The organism is Sphingobacterium sp. UBA5996 (assembly GCF_002429765.1).
In the GTDB taxonomy this organism is placed as follows: Bacteria; Bacteroidota; Bacteroidia; order Sphingobacteriales; family Sphingobacteriaceae; genus Sphingobacterium.
Genome location: NZ_DJAS01000005.1, coordinates 21,110 through 37,393, shown reverse-complemented (window position 1 = coordinate 37,393; position 16,284 = coordinate 21,110). Strand labels below are relative to the sequence as shown.

Sequence of the window (16,284 nt, the reverse complement as noted above, 5' to 3'; positions counted from 1 at the left end):
CATGCCAGAAAAAATTATAATTCTAGACTTCGGGTCTCAATACACACAGTTGATCGCAAGACGTGTCAGAGAGCTAAATGTGTATTGTGAGATACACCCGTTCAATAAATTGCCAGAGTTTGACGACACCGTAAAAGGTGTTATCTTTTCGGGCAGCCCTTATTCTGTTAGACAAGAAGATGCGCCACAAATTGATTTTGTCGCTATTCAGGATCGTTTCCCACTCTTAGGCGTATGTTACGGAGCCCAATACATTGCTCAAAAATCAGGCGGTGAAGTGTTACCTTCTGAAATTCGTGAATATGGTCGTGCAAATCTGCAGTTTGTCAATAGTGAGAATGAATTATTGGCAGGCATACCCACGCAGTCACAGGTATGGATGTCTCATGGCGATACCATTAAAGAAGTACCTGCAAATTTTGAAATTATAGCGAGTACCGATAAAGTTCGCGTAGCAGCGTATCAAGTGAAAGGTACCCGTACTTACGGTATACAATTTCATCCAGAAGTAACCCATAGTACAGACGGTGCTATCGTATTAAAAAACTTTGTTGTCAATATCTGTGGTTGTGCACAGGAATGGACACCAGACGCTTTTGTAGAAACAACAGTATCTTCTTTGAAAGAGCAACTAGGTGATGATCATGTTATTATGGCTTTATCTGGCGGGGTAGATTCGACAGTTGCAGCGGTGTTATTGCATCAGGCAATCGGAAAGAAACTCCATTGTATCTTTGTGGATCATGGTTTGCTTCGTAAGGACGAATATGAGCAAGTATTGGATTCTTACAAAAATATGGGCTTAAATATCAAAGGAATCAATGCGAAAGATTTATTTTATGGTCGATTAGCTGGAGTTTCCGAGCCAGAAGAAAAACGCAAGATCATTGGTAATTCGTTTATTGATGTCTTCGATGAAGCAGCAAAAGATATTCAAAAGGAATTGCCTGAAGGCATTGAAGCGAAGTGGTTAGGGCAAGGGACAATTTATCCGGATATCATCGAATCAGTTTCAGTGAAAGGGCCTTCGGCGACTATCAAATCACACCATAACGTTGGGGGCTTACCTGATTTCATGAAACTGAAAGTTGTGGAACCACTTAAGACTTTGTTTAAAGATGAAGTAAGAAGAGTAGGAAAAGCATTGGAAGTTGATCAGGCAATTTTAGGCAGACATCCATTTCCTGGTCCGGGCTTGGCAATTCGTATTCTGGGTGATATTACACCCGAGCGTGTACGTATTGTGCAGGAGGCTGATGCGATATTCATCAATAATCTGAAAGAAGCCGGTTGGTATGACAAAGTATGGCAGGCAGGCACAATTTTCTTGCCCGTGCGCTCAGTAGGCGTAATGGGTGATGAGCGCACTTACGAGCACGTCGTTAGCTTACGCGCGGTGGGTTCGCTAGATGGAATGACTGCGGATTGGATACATTTACCATATGATCTGTTGGCAAAAATTTCAAATGAAATTATCAACCATGTGAAAGGAATAAACAGAGTTGTATATGATATCAGTTCAAAACCACCCGCTACAATTGAGTGGGAATAAAATATGGGTTGCGGCGCTTGTAGCGTTATGCCTTGCAAGCTGTACAACCAAAAAAAGCACAGTATTGCGTTCGCCGTCCTCTGGTCATGGCGAACAGCAAACTGCTGTTACTAAACCTCCTGTTGACAAAGAAAGTACCATTACCAAGATGGGCGATACCCAACGTGTCAATGGCTATGCTGTGAAAAATAATCGCATCGCACTGCTGTTGCCGTTCGAGTTAAGTAATATTGCAGGTACAGTTAAGAAGGAAGACGTGGAGCGCTCTTCCTTGGCGCTGGATTTTTATCAGGGATTTCAGTTAGGCCTTGACAAAATTGCGAAGGAAGGTGCCTTGTTCGATTTGCAGGTGATTGATTCTAGAGACAATGTTGCGTATAATGCAACACTGGGTACAGCGGTCAATGTCAAAGATGCTGTGCTCGTGGTGGGACCCGTATATCCGCGTGAGATTAAGAGCTTTGGGCAGACCTTTGCAAACAAGAACGTTCTACAGGTTTCTCCATTAGCAGCAACCATGGCTTCTGAATTTAGCCTCCCCAATTTGGTTTCGATAACACCATCTATTCGTACACACGCCGAAACATTGGCGAAGTATGTTGCAGAGCAATATTATAATGGGGATCAGATTGTTATTTATGATGCTGGGGATGATGACAGCAAACAGTTTTTGATCAATTTTGCAAACGAGATTACCAAAGCTAACCCGCAGGCTAAAGTAAAAACGGTTATGAGCATCAATGAGCTTAATAACAGTCTTGTGTTGGCAGGCACCAATCATATCATTTCAGGGACTGCCAATAAAAATTTAGTAAAGGGCCTTTTGGATGCTATGGATGAACGCTTTCTGAATCCAGGTAATCAGTTTAAATTATATGGACACCCCAACATGGCCAAGCTTTCGTTTGAGAATTTCGAAAACATGGATTTTTACGCATTGACCATTACTTCTTCCAACTTGGTCGATGAGACGGATGGAGATACCAAAAAGTTTATTGGAAATTACAAGGCTGCTTATAAAGTTGATCCGTCCGAGTTTTCTTACAAAGGGTATGACGCGGCATTGTATTTTGGTCGATTGATACATCAATATGGAGTGGATTATGTCAGCCGAATGACGCAGGAAAAGTTTTCGGGATTGAATAGCGATTACAGATTTGAATTTTACCCAAAATGGGGCTATGCAAACAGATCGTTGGGGATGTTGGTCTATCACGATAAAAAATTTGAAAGAAAATAATCTTTGAATGGCTGAATTCAGTGAAAAACGTGTTCATCAGCAAATACGTAATTTTGAGCGAGCAATGGATGGTTTTGAAGCTGATCAACCATTTTCACGTTATTTAACAACTTTTTTTAAGCTAAATAGACAAATGGGATCTTCAGACCGAAAGGCCGTCTCCCGTTTGTGCTATAATTATTTCCGTCTAGGGACTGCAGCTCCGCAGTTATCACAACAACGTAGGTTGGTAGTCGCCGAATTTCTATGCGAGCAGGAAAGCCCCTTGGTGGCGGTTCTTGAACCTGCTTACGCCGATAAACTCCATCTTTCAATCCGTGACAAAATTACATTTTTGGAGTCCGAAGGCTTTTTTAAATTGGAAGACCTATTTCCTTTTACGGAGCATATTTCTGAAAAAGTGAATTTAACTGCCTTTTTGGAAAGTCAGTGTATTCAGCCCTATTTATATATTCGGGTAAAACGAGGAAAGACAAATTTCGTGCGCGCCATTTTAGATGGTAGTCAGATTCCCTATACCACTATCGGCGAGCAGACCATTGCCTTAAATAATGGTACTTCCTTACAGCGATTTGATGCCTTAGATGGCATTATTGAAGTACAAGATCTTTCCTCGCAACGTACGTTAGCCTATATGGAGCCAGGAGAAAATGAATCCTGGTGGGATACATGTGCAGCTTCAGGTGGCAAATCTCTTTTATTGATGGATGCTTGTCCCACGGTAAATTTGTTGGTGTCGGATATTCGTATGAGCATTCTTCGGAATCTCGATGAGCGTTTTGACCGTGCCGGAATAAAGCATTACCGAAAGAAAATACTCGATCTTACCAAGAATACCTTTTCAATTCTTGGGAGCGAACGATTTGATGGAGTATTATTGGACGCACCGTGTAGTGGATCGGGGACTTGGGGGCGTACACCAGAAATGATTCGGCATTTTAGGGCTGATAAGATTGGCGAATTCAATGCACTACAAAAAAATATTGCAAGTAATGTAGTAGGACATGTTAAAGTGGGAAAGCCTTTGATTTATATAACCTGCTCCATTTTTAAAGCGGAAAATGAAGATGTTGTCAATTACATTGTGGATAATTTTGGTTTTGAAATAGCACGCATGGATTATCTGGAAGGGTATACCGAAAAGGCCGATAGCATGTTTGTGGCGCGTTTGATAAAAACGTAATTTCTGATCGTAGAAAGCGTATAGGCTATTTTTTCCGTTTGGAAAAAATAGCCTTTTTCATTACTATAAATGTTTTTTTGTTGTATTCGTCAGTCACATTTACTGGGGATCACCAGCACCGGGCAGGTGGATTTACGAATAACCGATTCAGAGACAGAACCAGATATAAAATGATCAAAACCGGTCCGCCCGTTAGACCCCATGATAATCAGATCGGCAGACCATTCGTGCGATGCAGCCAGAATTTCTTCTTTAATAGATCCTATTCGATTAAACAAATAGACCTCACCAGCACCAGTAAACTCGCGGCTTATCTTCTCAAGATACTTTTGCGCATTGTCCTGTTCCATTTCCGAAACCTCCGGAACGATGATAGGCTGCTGCCCCAATAAGGGATCTGCGCCAAAATTGGCAGGAGAAGTAGGGGGGATAACGGTGACAAGTGCTACGGAGGCTCCAAATACTTGGGCCATTTCTTTCGCATAATGTATTGCCTTTTCAGCGCATGGCTCGTCGTCAACAGCGACTAATATCCTTTTGAATTTTGAATTTGTATTCTCCATATCTGCTATTATTAATTTATCTTCGTCATATAATATATAATCATAGATTGGACGATTTTGTTTTATTAGCATATGAAATATGGTATTTGTATACTTGCTCTCGTACCGTTACGTCTAGAACAGGCACATCGTAGCGAGATGGTTTCTCAGGTTTTGTTTGGAGAGCTTTTTGAAATTGTGGACGAGCAGGCGGATTGGACATCCATACGCTTATTGGAAACGGATTATTTGGGTTGGATTCAAAACGGGCAGTTTCAAAAATTAGAGGACTCAGATAAGGAGCAATATTTTTTAGGAAGACGAACTGTGGTTGGAAGAGAGGGAGGGGTACTTTTGGGCGAGGCAACCCAACTGCAGCTCTGTCATGGGACCACGCTGTATCTAAATGAAGAGAACCGGACTAATCTGCCACTATTGGACTTGACTTATCAGGGAAGCATAAGTTTATTTTCGAAGGAATTAGTCGAAAGTGAGCTCCAGCAACTCGCTTTGAGTTACAAAGATGTACCGTATTTGTGGGGCGGCCGTTCGGAGTGGGGGATTGACTGTTCGGGTTTCTCGCAATTGATCTACAGCTGCTTTGGACTTTATTTGCCCCGCGATGCTTATCAGCAAGCGGAAAAAGGGGAGACCGTCGACTTTATTTCAGAAATAAAGGTAGGTGATTTGGCGTTTTTTGACAATGCGCAAGGCCGGATTACTCACGTTGGTATTATGCTGGATCGCGATACCATTATCCATGCTTCTGCAAAAGTCCGTGTGGACCGCATGGATTCAGAGGGTATTTTTAATGCGGAACTGAATCGCTATACACACAAACTCCGAATTGTTAAACGGTATAACTAACATAGCAAAGGGCGATAAAATATTTTATCGCCCTTCCTTTTTCTATTTTTTTCGTTGAGACTAGAATTTGAATGTCAAACCAAATTTAGCAGTATCGAAGAAGTTGTTAAAGCTATTGATGTTTGCATTAAATTCATTAGATGATTTAGCACCATCAACATCAACTTTTGATGTTCTGAATGACAATAAGTCAGTTAAACCAAAATTGATTGCAATTTTAGGCGTTACAAAGTAGTTGATACCCAAACCTGCGTTCGCACCGAAACCTTTTGTTTTAGCGATATCACTTGTGGTAGTTCCATTATTGATTTTTCCATCTTCTTGCGCATAACCAGCACCAAGTTGTGCATATGTTTTGAATCGTGAACCTAACTCAAGAAAGTAGTAACGTCCAAATGCACCTATACCGAATTGGTTGTTTTTTACATAGGATTCATTCGACTGATCTACGTTTTTTGTAGCTTTTTCATTACCAACGTTTACATCTAAACCAACAGCAATCTTGTCAGAAACAAAGTAACCAACAGAAGGGTTGAAATTAAATGAATTTGTTTTTGTTTGATTAGTTTTGTCGTTTGAAGTATTAGCGGATAAGTTACCTTCAACAATAACATCGCTCTTTTTGAAACCGAATTCTTGTGCTTGTGAAGCCAATGTCAAACCAGCTACAGCTGCTAATGTAAGTAAAATTTTTTTCATGTCTTTTTTATTTAAAAGTTGTTTAAATGTGCCAGTAATTACTTTCTGACTTTTTAAATTTGTTAGTCAAATATCGAAATCATATTTTATTTTTTTGTCATTGGATTGTCTAGATATTTGATATAATCGTAAATTATAGTGGATCAACACCTTAAAATTTAATATAATTTTATTTTTACAGATTCTATTTAACGATAATGATATTGGGCTGACTTTTTGTTATTTAATGTCAATTTTAAGTAAGAATAGAAAAAAAAGCCATTTGTCAATATTTGACAAATGGCTTTTTTATGATTATCTAACTGGATGTTACTCGAAATATTCTTTGATTCGCTCGAAGAATGACTTTTCACTTTTGCCAGGTTGAGGCTTAAAGTTCGGTGATTCTTTCAATTTATTCAACAGTTCTTTTTCTTCGATAGATACAGCTTTTGGTGTCCATATATTAACATATACAAGCTGGTCTCCCTTGTGGTAAGAATTAACCTCAGGAATACCTTTTCCTTTTAACCGTAAAATTTTGCCGCCTTGTGTGCCGGGTTCAATTTTGATTTTCGCTTTTCCGTCTATTGTCGGAACTTCCACGCTGGTACCTAATGTAGCATCTACAAAATTAATATAAAGATCATAGATGACATTTAGTCCGTCGCGTTTTAAACTTTCGTGTGCAACTTCTTCGATCAATATAATTAAATCTCCTGGTACACCACCACGCGGAGCCGCATTTCCCTTTCCGCTCATGGATAGTTGCATGCCTTCACTCACCCCTGCCGGAATATTGATGGAGATTGTTTCCTCGCCACGTTCAAGTCCTTCACCTCTACACGTTGTACATTTTGCTGTGATTTCTACGCCTTCACCATTACACGTAGGGCAAGTGCTTGTTGTTTGCATTTGTCCTAAGATCGTATTGGTAACTCTTCTGACTGAGCCCGATCCACCACAGGTTTTACAGGTATGGAAAGAAGATTTATCTTTAGCACCCGATCCGTCACAGGTATGACAGACGACTTGCTTGTTGACTTTTACCTTTTTCTCAACGCCTTTGGCAATTTCTTCAAGCGTTAACTTAACTTTTATGCGTAAGTTGCTTCCTCTTGCTACGCGGCGTCCGCCACGCTGGCCACCGCCACCGCCAAAGAAACTTTCAAAGGGATGTCCTCCACCAAAGATATCACCAAATTGACTGAATATGTCTTCCATATTCATGCCGCCGCCACCGCCGAAACCACCGCTGGCAGAATTACCAGCATGTCCAAATTGGTCATAACGTTGACGTTTCTGTGGATTGCTCAAGATATCGTATGCCTCAGCAGCTTCCTTAAACTTTTCCTCAGCCTCATGGTCACCAGGATTTTTGTCCGGATGGTACTTTATCGCTAGTTTGCGATACGCTGATTTAATCTCCTTCTCGTCCGCTGATCGCGAGACACCAAGTATATCGTAATAATCTCTTTTTGACATCGTCTTAATATTATTGACCTATAACTACTTTTGCGTGACGGATAACTTTGTCACCTAAGTAGTAACCTTTTTCGATCACGTCCACCACTTTATTTTTTAATTCTTCTGTAGCGGCAGGTATTGCTGTAATAGCTTCTTGTAATTCAGGATCGAAATCTTGGTTTTTAACGTCCATTTCCTTTAATCCTAATTGCGATAATGTTTGTCTGAATTTATTGTTAACAATATCCATTCCTGTTTTTACCGATTCAACATCAGTTGCAGTTTCCATGGCTGTTAATGCTCTGTCAAAATCATCCAATGTAGGCAACAACTTGCTGATGACATCTTTTCCAGCTGATTGAATCAATTCAACACGTTCTTTACTTGTACGTTTTCTATAATTGTCAAATTCGGCAGATAGACGAATGTACTTATCCTTTGCCTCTGCCAATTCTGCAGCCAGTTTATCTTCAGTAGACAGTTCTTCTGCTAGATTATCAGCAGGTAGTTCTTGTTGTTCAGAAGAATTTGTTTCTACTGGATCTTGGCTTTCATCGTAATAATTATCTTGCTCATTCATATCTTCAATGCTAAAATTAGATTCAAAAATTTACTCTATGCTTCGTTTGTCAAAGTTTTTGCCAAACAATAAAATTCCGACAGCTTGTCAGATTTTATTAAAAAAGCCTAACAATTTGTCGGAATCGGTATTTTTATATGTCAGTTTTCCGTCTAGATACTGACATTGTCCTGTAATATACCATCGCCGGTTTTGATGATACGAGAAGGCATATTGCGGATAATGGTATAATCGTGTGTGGCCATCAATATGGCTGTTCCTGAGCTGGCAATGTCTCTTAGCAACAAGACAATTTCCTCTGATGTAGCAGGGTCCAGATTACCTGTAGGCTCATCTGCCAAAATAATTTCTGGATTATTTAATAAGGCACGGGCAATCACAATACGTTGCTGTTCACCGCCAGAAAGTTCATGTGGCATCTTCTTTAATTTGGAGCGAAGTCCAACTTTTTCCAATACGTCCAATATACGGCTATCGATCATTTTCTTCTCTTTCCAACCTGTTGCTTTAAGGGCAAATTCGAGGTTTTTCTCGATACTTCTATCCGATAAAAGGTGGAAGTCCTGAAACACGATTCCCAGTTTTCTACGCAGGTAAGGAACATCATTTTCATGCAGTTTTTTTAAATCAAAACCAGCGATCATGCCCTCTCCATTACCAATGTATAAGTCGCCGTAAATTATCTTTAACAAACTACTCTTTCCACTGCCGGACTGACCGATAAGGTAGATAAACTCGCCTTTGCCGATATTTAAATTTACATTGGACAATACCAAATGTTTCTGTTGGAAGATGTCAACGTTTTTTAATGTAATAACTTTATTTTCAATCATGGAAGCTAAAATTCTAATTTTTTAATTTGTCCAAAAGGCATTTCTCTGACCAGTTGCATGATATACGCTGCCTTTTCTCCTAATCCGATCTTATCAAGTGATTTGTCCGGGCGGTCGACTCTAAAATATGCAAGCAAGGTGAAGGCATCATCTCTTAGTTGTACATAATCAGGGATTTTGGCGACACCTTTTACTTTAATGATATACATAGATTCAAAGTTAGTATTTTTAATGCAATTTCTTTACTACGAATTTAAAGGAAGCTTAACGGTTGGCAAATAGAAAATCAAGCGTATTCACACCGTCAGCGTAATCATCCAGCGATGGACTTTGGCTTTCGCCAAAATGAAAAACGGGAGACGGCACTTCTAATGGCAGTTTGGATACAATACATTGGATGTTTTCTTGCGCTAATATCAGTTTATTTTCGACTTCAGCAACTGTTTCGTAAGTTTCATAATAAACCACAGCAAGGGGAGAAGCTGTTTTCTCGTCTTCTTTGAGCAATAAAAATCCGTTATCAAAATGCTTATCGCCATTGATCAGATAGATGGATTTGTTGTAGTCGTAATTGTTGGTATATTTAAAATGCGCTGTCACATTGTTGAATATCGCTATACCCTCAAAAAACTGCGCTATTGGATAATTTTTTGGTGTAAATATTTTGGATATAGAGCGGCAACCCAGTCCAAAGTAATCGAAAATATCATGCCCAAGAGCTTCCAGCTGGCTAGGAGATTCCGCGCCCCCCAGTACAGCAACGCTATTTCGATTGCGGCGGATGATATGCGGCTTGGCACCAAAGTAGTAATCGAAATAGCGGGCACTATTGTTAGATCCCGTTGCGATGACCAGGTCGAAATCTTTTAATCGGTCAACAATTTCAAAAGCATCGCCAAAATACGGGTCAATTTTATCCAGCAGACCCAGTACATAGGCCGTCAGTCCCGCGTCGTCAGAGGATACTTTTATCTTGGCTTTAAAGCCACTGATCAGAACAGCGAGGATATCATGGAATCCGACTAAAGGTATATTGCCAGCAAGAATTAATCCTACAGTTTTTGCCGAATGCGTATCTGGGTATGGCGCCAACCAATGCGTAAGTTTCTCTATGGTAAGATTTTCTGCAATTGCCTGTAGCGCGCGTTCAACATTTTGTGGGGTATACCAGGGGTTTTTATGTTGGGCAGATTGGATTATCTGACTGGATTCTTCAGATGGCAGTTGAAGCTGTTCGCCTAATTTTACAAATGCATTTATTCGTTGTTCCTTTGTCAAAATATTAAAATTTTAAAAGATGAATACACAAATTTGTGTTATATTTGTGCTGTTAACATTAATCAACGTGAATCAACTAGCCTTATTGTACAATTCGACTTTGTTTCATATTGATAATGCAAAAATAGTTTATTTATCATAATTGTGAGGTTATAAATGGCGATTAAAATTACAGACGAATGCATTAACTGTGGTGCTTGCGAACCGGAATGCCCAAATAATGCAATATACGATGCTGGTGTAACTTGGAAATTCTCAGATGGGACGGCTTTGGACGGGATTATTGATTTTGGCGACGGCGTTACACTCGATGCCAATGAGTCTCAGGAAGCAATCTCAAATGAAGTCTATTATATTGTTTCGGATAAATGTACAGAATGTGTAGGTTTCCATGATGAGCCTCAATGTGCAGCGGTTTGCCCTGTAGATTGTTGTGTGGACGACGAAGATGTGCGTGAGTCTAACGACGAGCTTTTAGCGAAAAAATCTTGGTTACACGCGGAATAAGTTTATTGCTCCGTAAAAAATATTGGGCAGGAGAAGAAATTTTCCTGCCTTTTTTTGTGGCCTCGAATTTAGAGAAATCGATATTTTGTTGCGAAACATGGCTATTTGGAATAATAATATTTGCAAAAGCATAGTATTTTTTTATTTTTGTTCTTTTGACCATTAAAATCTTTTAAATGTTAAAAACCAAAATAGGGTTGATGACCCTAATCACAGTTACATTAGCTTGTATCATTGCTGTATTATACGAATTTGATGTTGTAGGCTTTTCGCATGAATTTCTAATGGCTGTCCGTTGGATAGTTGCTACCGTTCTGGTTGTCAATGCGCTTTTTAAGAAAAATTTGACCACCTGGATTTTGACCTGTATGATTATCGGGATCTTCGTTGGGTTGGATTTTCCAAATCTGGCAATTTCCCTGCAACCTTTAAGTAAAGGATTTATCAAATTGGTCAAGACAATTGTTGGACCGATTCTCTTTGCTACCCTTGTTTATGGAATTGCAGGGCATTCCGATTTGAAGCAAGTGGGACGTATGGCATGGAAATCTATGCTGTATTTCTTCTGTGCTACAACATGCGCTATTTTTATCGGTTTAGGCGCTATTAATCTGACTCGGGCAGGCGTGGGGGTTGATGTTGCCCATATGCCGCATGAAGAACTTCCTGCTCCCAAAGAAAGCATGGATGAGCATATCCTTAAAACACTTCCTGACCATGTGCATCCCGTTTATAAATTTACTTCTTTTATACGTGACCTATTTCCGGAAAACATTGTAAAATCTGTTGCTGATAATCAGGTTTTGCAGATTGTAGTCTTTTCGGTTTTATTCGGTATCGGATTGGCGATGGTGGATGAAAAGAAGCGTAAACCTTTGGTAGATTTTACCGAGAGCATGTCTGAAGCGATGTTTAAATTTACAAACATCATTATGTATTTTGCCCCAATAGGGGTTGGTGCAGCTATGGCTTATACCGTAGGGCATCTTGGTGTCGACATCTTGAAGAATCTCTTCATGTTATTGGCTACGCTGTATTTCGCTTTGCTCTGCTTTTTATGTCTCGTACTTCTCCCTGTCGCACTTTACCTGAAAATCCCTGTCAAAAGGTTTATCAATGCAATTAAGGAACCTGTTTCGATTGCATTTGCGACAACGAGTTCAGATGCAGCGTTACCGAAAGCAATGAGTGCGATGGAAAAATTTGGTGTCCCACGTAAAATTGTGTCATTTGTCATTCCTACTGGATATAGCTTTAATCTGGATGGTACATCTCTTTACCTCTCATTAGCAGCAATTTTTGTGGCCCAGGCTGCAGGTATACATTTGTCATTTGGCCATCAACTGATGATTGCCTTTACATTGATGATCACATCAAAAGGCGTTGCCGCTGTTCCAAGAGCTTCATTAATTATTTTGATTGCTACAGCTGATCAGTTTGGATTGCCTACATTTGTTATAGCTGCAATTTTGGGTATTGATGAATTGATGGACATGGCCCGCACATCGGTAAATGTTGTGGGAAACTGTCTTGCAACGGTTGTTGTCGCTAAATGGGAAGGAGAGTTTGATGAAGAAGCTCCTTATCGTGAAGATACAGAAGAACTGGTCTAGAAAAGTATAGGGACTGGTAAAATAATTAGTCTACCACTAAAAAGGCAGTTTTAACCGAGGTTAAAACTGCCTTTTTTATTATTTTACTGTTCCCTCTACATAGTACCAGAGGTCACCTTGTTTTTTGAAGGTAGACTTTTCATGGTGAATCTGCACGTGCATCTGTGCATCCAGATAATGCGCTTCGAACTCGACGGTATGGAGCGTAGATTTAAGAATATTAAGCTGCATCCATTTGTTCTCCATTGCCCATTGTCCGATGGCCTGTTTATTTTGAAACCTCCTTGTCGAGGGATCAAATGTATGGTATAAAAAATCGATTTCCTTTTTTACAAAGGCACTATAACGTGCGCGCATTAACGCCTCTGCTGTACTGGCTTTGGCATGGAAACGATGTACTTGTCGGCAGCATTCACCATAGGTAATACCCGTGCCACAGGGGCATAAATCGGCTGATTCTATCACTTTTCTAAATTTTACCAGCCTTTAATCGCACCATTTTTGAAGACTTTTTTAGCAGTTGCTTCTACTTCCGGCGATTGATACGCCTGAATAAACTGTTGCACCTTCTCATCGTTTTTATTGTCTGCGCGGGCAACAATCAGATTCACATAAGGAGATTCTTTGTCTTCTGTAAACAAACCTTGTTTTTCTGGATCCAGTCCAGCTTGAGCGGCAAAACTATTGTTGATGATGGCAATGGTCACTTGCGGATCATCAAGAACGCGAGGCAGCTGCGGAGCTTCCATTTCGATGATTTTAATCTGTTTGGGGTTGCTCACGATATCGGTTACTTTAGGCTGTATACCTACATTTTCTTTTAGACCGATAATGCCTTCTCGTTGGAGAAGCAACAGTGAGCGTCCGCCATTGGTAGGATCATTAGGGATAGCTATAACGGCACCAGGCTGTAAAGCAGTGATCGTTTTTATTTTGTTTGAATAGGCAACAATGGGAAATACAAAGGTGTTTCCAACGATGGTTAATTTAGTGAAACCGCGTTGTTTCGATTGCTCCTGTAAGTAGGGCTGATGCTGGAATACGTTCACATCGATATCGCCCTGATTTAATGCCTCATTCGGTACCACATAGTCATTGAAAGCCACCAACTCAACATCCAGATTGAACTTTTCTTTCGCAACCTTCTTAGCCGTTTCTGCAAGCTCCTTTTCTGGTCCTGACACTACACCTACTTTAAGGATATTCTCTTTCTTTTCTTTGTTATTGCATGCCACAACCGTTAGGAGACTGAGGGCTAAGATTACAAATGCATAGTTCAATTTTTTCATATCATCCAATTTATGTTATCGATGGTTTACTTTTTTTGAGATGTAATCTCCTGTGTATTGCAACAGGAATACGATTAAAATTAATAAAATTAAAACAGAATTCATGATAAAAGTATCGTATCCGACATAACCATACTGATAACCAATCTGTCCCAGTCCACCAGCACCCACGGCGCCACCCATTGCGGAGTAGCCAACAAGTGTGATTAGCGTTATTGTTGCATTGTTTACCAGCGAGGGGAGAGCCTCAGGAAGCAAAACTTTAAAAATTACCTGTTTTGCGTTTGCGCCCATTGCTCTTGCGGCCTCAATCAGGCCGTTGGGAATTTCAAGTAGGCTATTTTCCACAAGTCGTGCAATAAAAGGCGCTGCGCCTATACTCAATGGAACCAATGCTGCGGACATCCCGATTGATGTTCCTACGATATGACGTGTAAACGGAATCATCCATACAATGAGTATGATAAATGGGATAGACCTAAAAATATTCACGAGCAAGGATACAAGCTGGTGCATACCTTTGTTTTCGAGCAACTGATGTTTTCGGGTTAAGAAAAGATATATTCCAAGGGGTAGCCCTAGCAAAAAACCAAAGAAGCCCGACAGAAAAGTCATGGCTAAGGTCTCTAAAGTACCTGATAACAGCAGTGTAAATACCTGATCAGACATAGCCTAAGATTTTTGTTTGTGCATGTTTTTCTTTTAAGAAAGATAGACTGTTTGTTATATTTTCTTGTTCTCCGGATAGTTCAGCCAATATAACCCCGAATTTCAGTTCACCAATATAGTCGATTTGTGCCGAAATAATATTTGTTTTGACGTCAAATTTTTGTTCCAAGTATGCTATAAAAGAGATGGACTCTTCATTTGAAGTGAGGTAGATTTCTACCAGTGGATTCCCCGTAGTTTTCAATCGTTCCTGGAAACTCAGCGGAATTTCAACTTCAAGTGAAGATTGAATAAAATTCTTGGTGGTTATTTCTTTTGGATTGGCAAATACTGCCTCTACCGGGCCCGTTTCGATCAGTCTTCCCTGGTCTAATACTGCAACCTGATCACAGACACTTTTTATAACATCCATTTCGTGTGTGATCAGCAATATTGTCAGGTCAAGTTGCTTATTGATTTTTTTTAGCAGCTTGAGGATGGATTTTGTTGTCGCTGGATCTAGCGCACTTGTGGCTTCGTCGCAAAGAAGGATATAAGGGTCGTTGGCTAAAGCTCTTGCAATGGCAACGCGCTGCTTTTGACCGCCTGAAAGATTTGCAGGATAGCCTTCGGCCTTGTCTTCCAATCCTACCAAGCGCAATAGTTCCAGCACTTTTTGACGGATAAATTCTTTTGATTTTCCCTCCAGTTCAAGTGGAAAAGATATGTTTTCGTATACCGTTCTTGAGGATAAGAGATTGAAATGCTGAAAAATCATTCCAATTTTTCTCCTTTTCAGCATAAGACTACTGGCCGACAGCGACATCAAGTCTTCGTTTTCTATCATTACTTGACCACAATCTGGTCTTTCCAGCAGGTTGACGCAGCGGATTAATGTACTTTTTCCTGCCCCAGAGGCACCTATAACGCCGAAAATTTCCCCTTTGCCAATAGACAGGGAGACATCTTTTAAGGCATCAATACGCGCGGCTTTTACTTCAAACGATTTGGATATGTTGTTTAGTTGAATCATTGACTCTGTCAGGAGTTAAATGTTTTATTTGGACAAATGTATGATGATGCCATAAATGTACACAAATGCCACGGATAAAAAAGAACTCATTACATCCTTTTCTTATGCCGTTTTGTAGGCCGAAATCACCTGCTTTGCCGAGCCGAGTCCATCAATGCCGTATTCGATAATATCACCATCTTGAAGGAATCTTTGCGGCGATTTTCCCATTCCAGATCCTGCAGGCGATCCCGTAGAAATAATATCACCTGGAAGTAAGCTCATAAATTGACTTAAATAGGAAATCAACTTGGGAATGCGATAGATAAAATCGCTTGTATTGCCATCTTGCATAAGCTCACCATTGAGCTTAAGCCATATTCTTAAATGATCAACATCTTTTATTTCGTCTTTGGTCGCTATAAACGGACCAATAGGTGCGAAGGTGTCACATCCTTTACCTTTATCCCAGGTTCCGCCGCGTTCGATTTGAAACTCACGCTCTGTAACATCGTTGTGCAGCACGTAGCCAAATACATGATCCAGTGCCTCTTCTTCCGTCACATAGGAAGCCTTTTTTCCTATAACAATGGCAAGTTCAGTTTCCCAATCTGATTTCACAGAGGACTTCGGAAGGGTAATTCCATCAAAAGGTCCGTTGAAAGCAGATACGGATTTCATAAAGACAATAGGTTCTGAAGCTTGCTCCAATTTCGTTTCTTTCACGTGATCATCAAAATTAAGTCCCACGCACAGAATTTTGGAAGGGGCTTCTAATGGTGTTCCGATACGCTCGTCATCAGCTATCTCCTTAAGCTTGTCGCTATTCTCAATGACATAGGTTTGTAGTCTTTCCAAATTCGAGACATCCGCAAAGAAATCGCGGTTATATTGGAAATTTCCTACTGAAACATCATATCTCTTTTCGTTTAAAATGACTCCCGCCTTTTCGGAGCCCTTTGCGCCATATCTAAAAATCTTCATAAGCCGCAAAT

At 40.2% G+C, this 16,284-nt stretch carries 18 protein-coding genes; 6 read left to right on the top strand and 12 right to left on the bottom strand.

Translation table 11 applies throughout. The features are described from left to right. The first annotated feature begins 1 nt into the window (after position 1). From guaA to B3E00_RS04060, 3 genes are read left to right on the top strand one after another with little or no spacing between them, the layout of a single operon-like run. The gene (gene guaA, locus B3E00_RS04070) at positions 2-1,552 is read left to right on the top strand and encodes a glutamine-hydrolyzing GMP synthase (RefSeq protein WP_293884514.1); all 1,551 of its coding nucleotides are present in this window, start codon (positions 2-4) and stop codon (positions 1,550-1,552) included. Beyond that, complete coding sequence (locus B3E00_RS04065; RefSeq protein WP_293884515.1) at positions 1,509-2,792, top strand: ABC transporter substrate-binding protein; 1,284 nt, start codon at positions 1,509-1,511, stop codon at positions 2,790-2,792. The genes guaA and B3E00_RS04065 overlap by 44 nt, the downstream gene beginning before the upstream one ends. Before the next feature lie 7 nt (positions 2,793-2,799). Next, positions 2,800-3,975 carry an RsmB/NOP family class I SAM-dependent RNA methyltransferase gene (locus B3E00_RS04060; protein ID WP_293937085.1) on the top strand — a complete coding sequence of 392 codons (1,176 nt, stop codon included), beginning with the start codon at positions 2,800-2,802 and terminating at the stop codon, positions 3,973-3,975. An 89-nt stretch (positions 3,976-4,064) separates the two neighbouring features. Here B3E00_RS04060 and B3E00_RS04055 read toward each other — a convergent pair whose 3' ends face one another. Beyond that, positions 4,065-4,538, bottom strand: a complete 474-nt coding sequence (locus B3E00_RS04055; RefSeq protein ID WP_293888038.1) for a universal stress protein — start codon at positions 4,536-4,538, stop codon at positions 4,065-4,067. A gap of 72 nt (positions 4,539-4,610) precedes the next feature. On the opposite strand from B3E00_RS04055, the gene B3E00_RS04050 reads away from it, so the two are divergent. Next, positions 4,611-5,384 (top strand): C40 family peptidase, encoded by a 774-nt coding sequence (locus B3E00_RS04050; protein ID WP_293884518.1) that lies wholly within the window; start codon positions 4,611-4,613, stop codon positions 5,382-5,384. Positions 5,385-5,444: 60 nt separating this feature from the next. Here the strand turns inward: B3E00_RS04050 and B3E00_RS04045 are convergent, their stop codons facing one another. The 6 genes from B3E00_RS04045 to B3E00_RS04020 all read right to left on the bottom strand — a co-directional run bounded on the left by B3E00_RS04045 (position 5,445) and on the right by B3E00_RS04020 (position 10,220). Further along, entirely contained in the window at positions 5,445-6,083 is a 639-nt protein-coding gene (locus B3E00_RS04045; RefSeq protein ID WP_293884519.1) for an outer membrane beta-barrel protein, read from the bottom strand. 309 nt (positions 6,084-6,392) lie between these two features. After that, positions 6,393-7,547: a molecular chaperone DnaJ gene (dnaJ, locus tag B3E00_RS04040; protein ID WP_209580978.1), complete on the bottom strand. Its 1,155-nt coding sequence runs from the start codon at positions 7,545-7,547 to the stop codon at positions 6,393-6,395. A 10-nt stretch (positions 7,548-7,557) separates the two neighbouring features. Then, complete coding sequence (locus B3E00_RS04035) at positions 7,558-8,109, bottom strand: nucleotide exchange factor GrpE (protein WP_209580974.1); 552 nt, start codon at positions 8,107-8,109, stop codon at positions 7,558-7,560. Between the two features lie 152 nt (positions 8,110-8,261). Continuing rightward, positions 8,262-8,942 carry a cell division ATP-binding protein FtsE gene (locus B3E00_RS04030; RefSeq protein ID WP_293937082.1) on the bottom strand — a complete coding sequence of 227 codons (681 nt, stop codon included), beginning with the start codon at positions 8,940-8,942 and terminating at the stop codon, positions 8,262-8,264. A 5-nt stretch (positions 8,943-8,947) separates the two neighbouring features. Next, on the bottom strand, positions 8,948-9,151 hold the full coding sequence (locus B3E00_RS04025; protein ID WP_209580968.1) for a fructose-6-phosphate aldolase: 204 nt from the start codon (positions 9,149-9,151) through the stop codon (positions 8,948-8,950). A gap of 55 nt (positions 9,152-9,206) precedes the next feature. Then, positions 9,207-10,220, bottom strand: coding sequence for an acyl-CoA reductase (locus tag B3E00_RS04020; RefSeq protein ID WP_293937079.1), 1,014 nt, complete (start codon positions 10,218-10,220; stop codon positions 9,207-9,209). Positions 10,221-10,376: 156 nt separating this feature from the next. Between B3E00_RS04020 and B3E00_RS04015 the strand changes: the two genes are divergently transcribed. Then, positions 10,377-10,727 (top strand): 4Fe-4S dicluster domain-containing protein, encoded by a 351-nt coding sequence (locus B3E00_RS04015; RefSeq protein WP_209580961.1) that lies wholly within the window; start codon positions 10,377-10,379, stop codon positions 10,725-10,727. A gap of 176 nt (positions 10,728-10,903) precedes the next feature. Next, positions 10,904-12,340, top strand: coding sequence for a dicarboxylate/amino acid:cation symporter (locus B3E00_RS04010; RefSeq protein WP_209580958.1), 1,437 nt, complete (start codon positions 10,904-10,906; stop codon positions 12,338-12,340). A gap of 78 nt (positions 12,341-12,418) precedes the next feature. Here the strand turns inward: B3E00_RS04010 and B3E00_RS04005 are convergent, their stop codons facing one another. The 5 genes from B3E00_RS04005 to B3E00_RS03985 all read right to left on the bottom strand — a co-directional run bounded on the left by B3E00_RS04005 (position 12,419) and on the right by B3E00_RS03985 (position 16,273). Continuing rightward, positions 12,419-12,805 carry a YchJ family protein gene (locus B3E00_RS04005; protein ID WP_293888039.1) on the bottom strand — a complete coding sequence of 129 codons (387 nt, stop codon included), beginning with the start codon at positions 12,803-12,805 and terminating at the stop codon, positions 12,419-12,421. Positions 12,806-12,816: 11 nt separating this feature from the next. After that, positions 12,817-13,629, bottom strand: a complete 813-nt coding sequence (gene metQ / locus B3E00_RS04000) for a methionine ABC transporter substrate-binding lipoprotein MetQ (RefSeq protein ID WP_209580954.1) — start codon at positions 13,627-13,629, stop codon at positions 12,817-12,819. Between the two features lie 15 nt (positions 13,630-13,644). Further along, positions 13,645-14,298, bottom strand: a complete 654-nt coding sequence (metI, locus tag B3E00_RS03995) for a methionine ABC transporter permease MetI (protein WP_293888040.1) — start codon at positions 14,296-14,298, stop codon at positions 13,645-13,647. After that, positions 14,291-15,310 (bottom strand): methionine ABC transporter ATP-binding protein, encoded by a 1,020-nt coding sequence (locus tag B3E00_RS03990; RefSeq protein WP_293884522.1) that lies wholly within the window; start codon positions 15,308-15,310, stop codon positions 14,291-14,293. The genes metI and B3E00_RS03990 overlap by 8 nt, the downstream gene beginning before the upstream one ends. A 102-nt stretch (positions 15,311-15,412) precedes the next feature. Next, positions 15,413-16,273 carry a fumarylacetoacetate hydrolase family protein gene (locus B3E00_RS03985; RefSeq protein ID WP_293884523.1) on the bottom strand — a complete coding sequence of 287 codons (861 nt, stop codon included), beginning with the start codon at positions 16,271-16,273 and terminating at the stop codon, positions 15,413-15,415. Between the last annotated feature and the right edge of the window lie 11 nt (positions 16,274-16,284).

Coding starts and splice junctions, on each gene's coding strand:
- guaA (WP_293884514.1), top strand. CDS start 2: ATGCCAGAAAAAATTATAATTCTAGACTTCGGGTCTCAATACACACAG.
- B3E00_RS04065 (WP_293884515.1), top strand. CDS start 1,509: ATGATATCAGTTCAAAACCACCCGCTACAATTGAGTGGGAATAAAATA.
- B3E00_RS04060 (WP_293937085.1), top strand. CDS start 2,800: ATGGCTGAATTCAGTGAAAAACGTGTTCATCAGCAAATACGTAATTTT.
- B3E00_RS04055 (WP_293888038.1), bottom strand. CDS start 4,538: ATGGAGAATACAAATTCAAAATTCAAAAGGATATTAGTCGCTGTTGAC.
- B3E00_RS04050 (WP_293884518.1), top strand. CDS start 4,611: ATGAAATATGGTATTTGTATACTTGCTCTCGTACCGTTACGTCTAGAA.
- B3E00_RS04045 (WP_293884519.1), bottom strand. CDS start 6,083: ATGAAAAAAATTTTACTTACATTAGCAGCTGTAGCTGGTTTGACATTG.
- dnaJ (WP_209580978.1), bottom strand. CDS start 7,547: ATGTCAAAAAGAGATTATTACGATATACTTGGTGTCTCGCGATCAGCG.
- B3E00_RS04035 (WP_209580974.1), bottom strand. CDS start 8,109: ATGAATGAGCAAGATAATTATTACGATGAAAGCCAAGATCCAGTAGAA.
- B3E00_RS04030 (WP_293937082.1), bottom strand. CDS start 8,942: ATGATTGAAAATAAAGTTATTACATTAAAAAACGTTGACATCTTCCAA.
- B3E00_RS04025 (WP_209580968.1), bottom strand. CDS start 9,151: ATGTATATCATTAAAGTAAAAGGTGTCGCCAAAATCCCTGATTATGTA.
- B3E00_RS04015 (WP_209580961.1), top strand. CDS start 10,377: ATGGCGATTAAAATTACAGACGAATGCATTAACTGTGGTGCTTGCGAA.
- B3E00_RS04010 (WP_209580958.1), top strand. CDS start 10,904: ATGTTAAAAACCAAAATAGGGTTGATGACCCTAATCACAGTTACATTA.
- metQ (WP_209580954.1), bottom strand. CDS start 13,629: ATGAAAAAATTGAACTATGCATTTGTAATCTTAGCCCTCAGTCTCCTA.
- metI (WP_293888040.1), bottom strand. CDS start 14,298: ATGTCTGATCAGGTATTTACACTGCTGTTATCAGGTACTTTAGAGACC.
- B3E00_RS03990 (WP_293884522.1), bottom strand. CDS start 15,310: ATGATTCAACTAAACAACATATCCAAATCGTTTGAAGTAAAAGCCGCG.
- B3E00_RS03985 (WP_293884523.1), bottom strand. CDS start 16,273: ATGAAGATTTTTAGATATGGCGCAAAGGGCTCCGAAAAGGCGGGAGTC.